Here is an 8,243-nt window from a genome sequence, read left to right as displayed (position 1 = left end):
CTAGAATTTTTGCTCGTTTTTTTAGGAGATGGCTCTGGCTCTGGTTTTGGTTCGTAGGTGGCTAATATTGCACTGAGTTTTTGGATTTTCTCCCATAGCTCTACTATCAAGGCTTCTTTTGCCTCGTCCGATAGTTGTTTTAGGTCGGGTAGTTTTTCCATTCCTTTATCTAATGTCTATCTTGTCTTCTTGTCAAGGGGGTTGAGCAATTACTTTTCCTCAGAATGAATGTGCAATTTGTCCTCACCGAGCTGGTTGCAAAAATAGTAAAAGAGGACGGACTGTATCAATTCATCCTGATGAAGCGTTAATGCAAGAGTTGCGAGCACGTCAATCGACTGCTATTGGTCGCCAAGAATTGAGAAAACGTACTACAGTTGAACACTCTTTGGCTCATATTGGCCATTGGCAGGGGAATCGTGCTCGGTATATCGGGCAGCGGAAAAATCTTTTCGATCTACGGCGAGTCGCTGTTGTCCATAATCTTCATGTCATTGCTCGAATGGATAAGGTTCTGCCAATTAAACCGGGCGTAGAGTCTAACTCATTGACCGGGTAATTCCATATATCTGTTTTCTTGTCAACTCTTAATACTGAACCGACGCCCTAGAGGCTAAAGCTCAGAAACAGCCGGTTAAGTTAGTACGATCGCGAGTTGCGTGTAAAGCTGCCCGGCTGTTGTGGAGAGATTTAGTTGCTGAGCTCTGTGTTAGTGATTTTGTTTTGGAAACTGTGACAAGCATCTAGAGTGAATAAGGTCAAGATACAGACTTTTGCTGGCTGGGTATCATGACCAACGCCCAGTAGGGAACCTGGGCCGGATCGACATCGCCGATCGCCCGAATGGACTGATTCGGCATAGTTGCGCGTTCTATATATAGTGCGCGATCGAATTGTCCCAACTCAATCAGCACGTCTCGAACTTTCGCAAAGTGCCTCCCCAGCTTAATAATCACCGCAGCATCAACCAGCGCCAGTCGATCGCGCAAAACATCAGCGTCCAACGTCGCAGGCATAATACTTAACACATCGTTACGATAAGTCAGTGGCACTCCCAGGGCACTCGCACTCGCCATCGTCGAAGAAATTCCCGGCACAACTTCCGTAGTAAACTTTCCCGACAAACGGTTAAATAAATACATAAACGAGCCGTATAGAAAAGGCTCGCCCTCGCACAAAACCGCCACATCCCGCCCTTCGCTGAGGTGGGTGGCAATTTTCTCGGCTGCAATATCGTAATACGGTTGAGACGATCGCGTGGGACTAAAAGGTAGCGGCATCGGAATCTCAATTTGCTCCGGGCGCAAGTAATCTGCGACGATCGCACGCGCGAGCACCTTACCATTTTCCATCGCCGGATACGCAATCACCGGCACCGATTGCAAAATCCGATAAGCTTTCAAAGTTATCAATTCCGGATCGCCAGGGCCGATGCCCAATCCGTACAATTTACCAGTAGTCTTAGTCATAGTTCGTCCTCTTTAGCTAACGCATTCACGGCTGCTGTTGCCATTGCACTGCCACCTCGCCGCCCGTGTAGCGCGATAAATGGCACTCCCCGACTGTTGGTAGCGAGTTCGGCTTTGGATTCGGCTGCCCCCACAAATCCTACCGGGAAACCCAGAATTAAGGCCGGTTTAGGGGCTCGGGCATCTAGCATTTCCAGCAATCGGAATAAAGCAGTCGGGGCATTGCCGATCGCCACAACTGCACCATCTAACTTATCTAGCCACAAATCGAGTGCTGCTGCCGATCGAGTATTGCCGATTTGCCGCGCCAACTCCGGTACATCGGGATTCCAGAGGGTGCAAATCACTGGATTGTCTGCGGGAAGCCTTTTGCGGGTGATGCCTTCGGCTATCATCCTGGCATCGCACAGAATTGGCGCGCCTGCTGCGAGGGCTTTGCGCCCGTGGGTGGCGGCAAGGGGGGAAGCTGCTAAGTCTTTAACGATATCGATCATTCCACAACTGTGAATTAGTCGCACTGCAACTGTTTCTAAGTCTGGCGGCAGGTTTGATAAGTCTGCTTCGGCGCGGATTGTGGCGAAGGATTTGGTGTAGATTTCTGTTCCGTCTCGGATGTAGTCAATCATTAAGATAATTGGGAATTGGGAATTGGGAATTGGGAATTGGGAATTGGGAATTGGGAATTGGGAATTGGGAATTGGGCATTGGGAGACTGTACTTAACTTTATTTGAAATTGTTATTATGGGAAGTTTGTTTGATTTGTGGAATGGCTTTTTTTAATGAACCGCGAAGGCGCTTTAGGCGAAGCCGCGCGTCAGCGCTAGGGCGCGAAGGAAGAAAGAGAAGGGGAAATGATGAGAGTTTGTCTATTTTAATGAGTTTCTGGGCTAAGTAATTTCTGCAATTTGTCGATCGCCCACCGATCGCAAAATTCGCCAAATGACTCGCGAGGTTCTCGAAACCGCTGGTAGACGCGCAACATTCGCTCGATCGCACTGGACATCTCGGCTACACTGACGGCTGGGAAGATTTGCCGTCCAAAGGGCAAGTCTTTTCTACCTGCATAAATGTTGTAACCTGCGATGGTTTCGCCTTTCTGCTGAATCTGAATTCCTACTAGGGTGATGTCAATAGGCTGGTGTTGGGCGCAGGACTTTTCGCAGCCGCTGAAATGTATATTGATCGATCGGTCGATCGTCCATTTTTGGGCTAAATCCCTCACCATTGCTAGGGCGTGACTTTGAGTATCTGTCGCCGCTGACGCACAGCCGCTGCTACCGGCGCACGCAACTAAGCAGGAATCTAGGTGAGTTGCAGATGAGTGCAATCCTAAATCGGCGATTTGCTGTTTGACCTCGAAAACCTGGGAGTTGGGGATGTCAGAAATCAGCAGATTTTGCCACGGCGTAAGTCTTAGGGTGCTTCCGCCTAGATTTTGGGCTAAACTTGCCAAATTTCTCAGTTGATTTGATTCTAGCTTGCCTAGGGGCAGTGCAATGCCGATGTAGGAGAAACCGGACTGTCGTTGACTGTGAATCCCGAGATTGCCGTTGGGTGCGCTCGTGACAGGCAGGATGCCTGTTCCACAAGAGTTGTTGGATATGTCTTTTAGAAAAAGTTCGATCGCCTCTTGACGCAATGCAAACGGCAATTTTTTCTCTACTTTTTCTAGATACTTTGCTGTACCCCAATCAGCAAGAAGATGACGCAAACGCGGTTTCTTGCCATTGATTCTAGGCTGATTTTTAGTGTATTCAAGATACGCGCTAGTTAAGCTTCCTAATACTAAAATACATTGCGATTCTTCGATTATAATTCCTGTATCGACGCCATTGAAATGCAGACTAAAAATAATTTCGGAATTTGGCTGTCGCCTTTTTGCCACTAATAAAATATCATTCCGGAAATTCCGGATAGAAACTAATTCTCCGCCATCAAAGCCAATACTGAATTTAGCGGAAAGTTCCGATAACTCAGGATGAGTTTGCAGGTAATTATCCCAAGCTGCAACTAGCGGGCGAGTATCCAGTAAGTTTTGGCGATCGATTCCTGCTGTCGGACTTGCCATTATATTGCGAATTGGATCGACTTCAACGCGGCGAGATGCTAATCCCAATTTCTGTAAATCTTGCCAAATTGACGGGGGAATTTGCGAGTGCAATTCTCTGATTTGTAAATTTGCCCGATTTGTGACTTGCAAACAGCCACTACTGTAGCGATCGACAAAATTGGCGATCGACCAACACTGCTGTACATTTAAAATTCCGCCCGGAATCCGCATTCTCGATAAAACGCCGTCTCGGGCTCTGGAACCGGAAAATAAGCCCGGACAAGTCGGTAATTCACTCAAACTCAACAAAGAAACTCCTCCCCGTGCGACGCAGGGAATGTAAAATAAACTCCTGAAATCGGCATTCTGGCTTTGACAGTTGCGGCACAGCGCCGGAATTACACCGGACTTTCCCACTTTCAGGTTTAAGAAATATATCATAAGTCGATCGCCAGCAGCCCAAAATCTCGAATTTCTTAACAAATGCCCGGTTATTCTGTATAGTTGCTAATACGAACTCGCCAGTAAGCCGGAATATTCCATTTGTTAATATAAATTTCCCGCTCCCCAGCCAGCAACCGCCACCAAAACGGCAGCCAAACTTCGTGCAACCAAGCTTCTTGATAACCTTGTCGCCAACCAACGTCCTCTCCTGGAAACATTACCCAAGGTGGCATGATTTCATTTCCTGTTTCCATTGTGGCAATCTGCGACAGCATCCATTCGTCCCATTTGTTTTTATGATTCGCTAAAAATCTGATTTTTTGATAAAGAAACATAACTATTATTTTAAATCTCGAAAAGTTGATTTTTATTGAGATATTTTTCAGGGCGACACACCCTACGGAAGACTGTTGCATGATTTTTGAAACACTACTTACGAATCAAGAACAAAGAAACCGGATTTTTTATATAACCTGTTGGCGACAACGAATAATTTTCGCACAAAACCCGGTTTCTCGCCATACTTAATGCTAATTTTCTCAAAATCAGCATTAAGTATGGCAAGCAAAACGACGGTAGTAAAAACCGCTGGGCTTGTGATACAAAACCCAGCCTGTAAAACAATCCTCCGGCGGTTCGCCAAATTTGTTTTGACCCTGTATAGGCCCTGGGCCGCTATCTCCACAGCGAAGATTGTTCGTATCCATTAGGATTTCTCGATCGATTTGAGAATCTCCAGATATAGGAATAACACCAAATAATTTTTGGCGATCAGCAGCTTGTGCCAGAAACCAAGCCTGAATAATTTTAAAACCCACATTCCGCAGATGTGGGTCTGATTTTTTTATCAGTTGTCAAAACTTGGAAGCCAAACGCTTTTGGGCTGAAATTATGCAGTGTTAGCGTTACAGAAGCTTGTTGAATTCAGCTAAATTAAGTAATTTGAAATAATTGACTTTTCCTCACATATTCACATTGCTTTTTATCGCGATTAATTATTTTTTAAGCATGGTATCTTATGCCAAAAGCAAATTATTTTGACTAATTAATGAAAATTATTCACAAATATCTACACTTCAAACTCAATCTTTATTCACTTGAAAACATTAAATAGTATTGACAACAATACTCTCCTAAATATCGCAAGATATCTTGAAGTTCTTTGGTTAAATTACTGACCTGCTTCGCTCCATTTATTGTCACTAAATGCACCGCCTGAAACATCTGAAATATCCAGCGCATTGTCGGCTTATTGGTCAATTTCTTTACCTGATTTTTCACTTGCTTGTTGGTATAGCAATCCTAAATAATTTTCTATGTATCGGTGGTATAGGTGTACTGATTGATTTTGGGGAAACTAAATTTATGTTCCTTGGTGAAAAACTCAAACAAAAATTTGATGATTTTAAAAGACTTACATAAATACCAATACTTCCGTAAAAATTTTTTAGCTTGTAACCAAATATCTTCAACGGGATTTTGTTCGGGAGCATTGGGAGCAAATAAAATACAAGTGATTGACCAATTTTTAGGTTCTTTATCAGCATTAACTGATGATAAATAATCTTTAAATTCTCCATATCTGTGATAACTAGCTCCATCCCAAATCAAGATAATTCTCTGACCTTTGTATTTATTTTGTAAGTATTTTATGAATTCAACTGTTGATTTTTAATCGCCAGATTCATAGCCTTAAACATGGAATTGTTTGGTTTGATAATTGAGTGCGCCAAAATAAGTTTGTCTATTTTTTTGATTGGTAATTGGGACTTCAATTCGTATATCAGAACGACCCCAAACGTAGCCATTGATATCCCCATGAAGTAAATGACATTCATCTAGAAAAAATACTATTATTTTCCCAGATTCTATGTCAGTATTGTTTTCGGACAAAGTTTTGTTAATTTCTTCTCTCTTTTTTGTCACCAGCTCATCATCCGATTTGGGATTTATTTTCTGAGTTCTTTTCCAGGTAATTTTCGCCATCGATAAAAGTTCATAGTAGCTCTGCTTTGATTTATATGTGACACAAAACTCTCGCTCTACATAAGTAACTAGCTCATCGAAATTCCAATATTTTTTATTCCCCGGCTATTCGATTACTTCAGTTTTTTGTAAAGATGTTAAATATCCTTTTGATCCTTTATGTCCTAGTTTAATCCCTGCGACACCTTTGGTTTGAAATTGTTTTTTCCAATGACTGAAAAAAAATTCACTAACACCTAAAATTTTGCTAATTTCATTGTAGGACTTACCGACCATCGCCATCTTTACAGCTATTGCTCGTTTAAGTTCTCTTGTATCGAGATCACTTTTAATGAAATATTCTAACGAAGCTTTTTCTTTTTCCATGTCTTTTTGTGGCAGTTGTAATTTATTCATTTTTTATTGTCACTATCAAGTATTGCATATATATTGTATCATAGCCTTGATAATGATTTAGGATTGCTATATTAGCTTATAAAGATGCTAAGAGTCCTGAAGCTGCACTGCTTTTAAGGTCTAAATTTCTGCTGCTTTTTGAAACCCCAAGTGGTTATGAATTGTTGGATGAACGTAAACAATTAACTGATCCAAAAGTATCAGAGTTGCTGAGGGTTTTAGACCATCCTGAATTACCTTTACACAATAATCCCGCTGAGTTAGCTGCCAGAACTATGGTGCAGCGACGTAATATTAGTTATACAACTCAAACGATTGAGGGTACTCAGGCATGGGATACTTTTATGTCTCTTGTTGCTACTACTAGTCAGTTGGGAATCAGTTTTTTTGATTATGTGCGCGATCGAATTTCTCAACTTGGAATCATCCCCTCTCTGTCCACTATTATTCGCGAAAAATCTGCTCTTTATCCTTTGGGCTTGTCTTGGCAACCAGATTAACTGCTACCCCTACTTATTGAGCCGATACCATTTTATCATACCCTAGTTCAGCAACGCCTACTTTATAAATCTCAAGGAAGGTACTCGGAAGCGGAACCTCTATATTTACAAGCCTTAGAAATATACCGACTATCACTCCCTGAAGACCACCCTAGTTTAGCCATTGACCTCAACAATTTAGCCGAACTTTATAAATCCCAAGGAAGGTACTCGGAAGCAGAATCGCTGTATTTTGATGCAGTGGAAATTATTCGCACCAAATTGCCAGAAAATCATCCTAAAGTTCTCATGTGTTGGAAAAATTATGTTGGATTGTGGCGGGAAGGCATCAGCAAAGGAGATTTGACATATGAGAAATTGCAAGAACATCCTTTCGGGGAACAGTTATTAGCAGAACTTCAGGAATAACATAAAATTGTATCACTTCCGGTAGTATCGGAATGATATCATAGCGATTGCGATTGCTTCGCTAAGAGCTGGCAATGACATACTTATGTATTGTCTCACTCATCTACTTACGGACTGTAACGAAGTATTTTGATGAAAATCTGCTTTCTGGACTCTTGCGTAAGTACAGGTTAAGATGGTGGAGATATCAGTAGGAATTAATGCCAAATTGCTATGTTAGTCAAGTCGCTGTCAATTAAACCCCTCTCCAGATTATTAATGGTTTGTGTTTTTGCGATCGCACTTCTCCTCCTGGGCCCCAATCCAGCCAAAGCCGAATCGCGAGAACAAGCCGTCGATCGATTAACAGACTACCTATTCTACAGGGTTAATTCTCAACTAAACAATCGCAAACTCCAAACGGACGATCGCGAATATATCCGTCAATGGCAGAGATTGCGTGAGGCGATCGATCCGCGAGTCAAGTCGGTACAAGAAGTCTGCTTGAGAGTCTCGCCACAAGAGAAAGGATGGGAATTCACCACAATTAACGGCGAAACCTACGAACAAACTTACGATCGCCTCGCAGATACAATTTTTTACAGCCGCCATCCTCAACGGACTGGACAGCCAATTCCTACAAACGATAAAATTGGTATCAGCGAATGGTCAGCAATTCGACGCGAGATGTTTCTTTCTAATTGTGGATTATAACACTGGAGCGCATCACTATGTTAATTAAATTGCGCTCGATCGAGTCAATCTCGAAGTTTTCCGCAGTGTGTATGTGGCTCTTCTGGAGTCAAGGTGATAAGCAAACCTAATCAGAAAAGCAAGCTAATAGCCTTGCTCGAAAGTTATCAAAGTTCATAAAGCCATAGGCTGGCTCTTCTGGAGTCAAGGTGATAAGCAAACCTAATCAGAAAAGCAAGCTAATAGCCTTGCTCGAAAGTTATCAAAGTTCATAAAGCCATAGGCTTGTCGCTTAATCAACTTAATTCGATTGTTAA

Annotated in this window: 12 protein-coding genes, 2 pseudogenes and 1 riboswitch; of the genes and pseudogenes, 5 read left to right on the top strand and 9 right to left on the bottom strand. The window is 42.5% G+C overall.

Going from position 1 to position 8,243, the window contains the following annotated elements:
- Positions 1 to 208: 208 nt before the first annotated feature.
- Positions 209 to 559: pseudogene (locus QZW82_RS31730) on the top strand (transposase); the annotation flags it as partial.
- 199 nt (positions 560 to 758) lie between these two features.
- On the opposite strand, the gene QZW82_RS31725 reads toward QZW82_RS31730, so the two are convergent.
- Together QZW82_RS31725 and QZW82_RS31720 are read right to left on the bottom strand one after the other, a co-directional pair.
- Complete coding sequence (locus QZW82_RS31725) at positions 759 to 1,469, bottom strand: precorrin-2 C(20)-methyltransferase (protein WP_293158235.1); 711 nt, start codon at positions 1,467 to 1,469, stop codon at positions 759 to 761.
- The gene (locus tag QZW82_RS31720) at positions 1,466 to 2,095 is read right to left on the bottom strand and encodes a precorrin-8X methylmutase (protein ID WP_293158232.1); all 630 of its coding nucleotides are present in this window, start codon (positions 2,093 to 2,095) and stop codon (positions 1,466 to 1,468) included. Before QZW82_RS31720 ends, QZW82_RS31725 begins: the two co-directional genes overlap by 4 nt.
- Before the next feature lie 8 nt (positions 2,096 to 2,103).
- Here QZW82_RS31720 and QZW82_RS31715 point away from each other — a divergent pair, with 8 nt between their 5' ends.
- Positions 2,104 to 2,250, top strand: coding sequence for a hypothetical protein (locus QZW82_RS31715; RefSeq protein ID WP_293158230.1), 147 nt, complete (start codon positions 2,104 to 2,106; stop codon positions 2,248 to 2,250).
- Between the two features lie 91 nt (positions 2,251 to 2,341).
- Here the strand turns inward: QZW82_RS31715 and cobG are convergent, their stop codons facing one another.
- The 6 genes and pseudogenes from cobG to QZW82_RS32380 all read right to left on the bottom strand — a co-directional run bounded on the left by cobG (position 2,342) and on the right by QZW82_RS32380 (position 6,346).
- Positions 2,342 to 3,829 carry a precorrin-3B synthase gene (gene cobG / locus QZW82_RS31710; RefSeq protein ID WP_293158227.1) on the bottom strand — a complete coding sequence of 496 codons (1,488 nt, stop codon included), beginning with the start codon at positions 3,827 to 3,829 and terminating at the stop codon, positions 2,342 to 2,344.
- 29 nt (positions 3,830 to 3,858) lie between these two features.
- Positions 3,859 to 3,975: riboswitch (cobalamin riboswitch) on the bottom strand.
- A 36-nt stretch (positions 3,976 to 4,011) separates the two neighbouring features.
- Positions 4,012 to 4,299: a hypothetical protein gene (locus tag QZW82_RS31705; protein ID WP_293158224.1), complete on the bottom strand. Its 288-nt coding sequence runs from the start codon at positions 4,297 to 4,299 to the stop codon at positions 4,012 to 4,014.
- Positions 4,300 to 4,515: 216 nt separating this feature from the next.
- Positions 4,516 to 4,782, bottom strand: coding sequence for a hypothetical protein (locus QZW82_RS31700; protein WP_293158221.1), 267 nt, complete (start codon positions 4,780 to 4,782; stop codon positions 4,516 to 4,518).
- Positions 4,783 to 5,278: 496 nt separating this feature from the next.
- The gene (locus tag QZW82_RS32390; protein WP_366665117.1) at positions 5,279 to 5,617 is read right to left on the bottom strand and encodes a transposase; all 339 of its coding nucleotides are present in this window, start codon (positions 5,615 to 5,617) and stop codon (positions 5,279 to 5,281) included.
- A gap of 39 nt (positions 5,618 to 5,656) precedes the next feature.
- Positions 5,657 to 6,034, bottom strand: a pseudogene (locus QZW82_RS32385) (winged helix-turn-helix domain-containing protein); the annotation flags it as partial.
- 21 nt (positions 6,035 to 6,055) lie between these two features.
- Positions 6,056 to 6,346 (bottom strand): helix-turn-helix domain-containing protein, encoded by a 291-nt coding sequence (locus QZW82_RS32380; protein WP_366665116.1) that lies wholly within the window; start codon positions 6,344 to 6,346, stop codon positions 6,056 to 6,058.
- A 164-nt stretch (positions 6,347 to 6,510) separates the two neighbouring features.
- Here QZW82_RS32380 and QZW82_RS31690 point away from each other — a divergent pair, with 164 nt between their 5' ends.
- From QZW82_RS31690 to QZW82_RS31680, 3 genes are all read left to right on the top strand, one after another.
- Entirely contained in the window at positions 6,511 to 6,846 is a 336-nt protein-coding gene (locus QZW82_RS31690; RefSeq protein WP_293158218.1) for a hypothetical protein, read from the top strand.
- On the top strand, positions 6,847 to 7,254 hold the full coding sequence (locus QZW82_RS31685) for a tetratricopeptide repeat protein (RefSeq protein WP_363318894.1): 408 nt from the start codon (positions 6,847 to 6,849) through the stop codon (positions 7,252 to 7,254). It abuts the gene before it with no gap.
- A gap of 213 nt (positions 7,255 to 7,467) precedes the next feature.
- Positions 7,468 to 7,947 carry a hypothetical protein gene (locus QZW82_RS31680; RefSeq protein ID WP_293158216.1) on the top strand — a complete coding sequence of 160 codons (480 nt, stop codon included), beginning with the start codon at positions 7,468 to 7,470 and terminating at the stop codon, positions 7,945 to 7,947.
- A 201-nt stretch (positions 7,948 to 8,148) separates the two neighbouring features.
- Here the strand turns inward: QZW82_RS31680 and QZW82_RS31675 are convergent, their stop codons facing one another.
- Positions 8,149 to 8,232, bottom strand: coding sequence for a transposase (locus tag QZW82_RS31675; RefSeq protein ID WP_293158237.1), 84 nt, complete (start codon positions 8,230 to 8,232; stop codon positions 8,149 to 8,151).
- Positions 8,233 to 8,243: the final 11 nt, after the last annotated feature.

Source organism: Microcoleus sp. bin48.metabat.b7b8b9.023, assembly GCF_013299185.1.
Taxonomy (GTDB): domain Bacteria; phylum Cyanobacteriota; class Cyanobacteriia; order Cyanobacteriales; family Microcoleaceae; genus Microcoleus.
Note: the sequence above shows the minus strand (reverse complement) of the source record. Positions and strands in the feature narration are given on the sequence as shown.